The organism is Streptomyces sp. P17 (assembly GCF_032436805.1).
In the GTDB taxonomy this organism is placed as follows: Bacteria; Actinomycetota; Actinomycetes; order Streptomycetales; family Streptomycetaceae; genus Streptomyces.
The window spans coordinates 1-252 of sequence record NZ_JAVRBF010001202.1 but is presented as its reverse complement, the minus strand read 5'-3'; the positions used below and the strand labels follow the sequence as shown (position 1 = coordinate 252).

The window sequence follows — 252 nt, the reverse complement described above, 5'->3', positions numbered from 1 at the left end:
CAAGATTATTGGTTTCAATTACGAGGAAATAATTCAAATAGCTTAATCGATGCCGCGACCCCTTTATTTGGTCTAGCATTGCGTGTAAGAAGCTTGACTGAGTGTGCCAATATTGAGCAAATTTATAAACAAGCAATTGAAGAGATCAAGGCTATAGAGATTGAGTTGACTGAACAGGGCTTTGATCACGCTATATTGATGGCTTATCGCTATATTCTGTGTGCTGTTCTTGATGAAGCGGTTATGGGAACC

At 39.3% G+C, this 252-nt stretch carries 1 protein-coding gene; it reads left to right on the top strand.

Annotated elements, in window-relative coordinates; translation table 11 throughout:
* Positions 1-252, top strand: a 252-nt coding sequence (locus RMT89_RS44430) for a DotU family type IV/VI secretion system protein (protein WP_315889435.1), incomplete at both ends; no start/stop codon positions are given.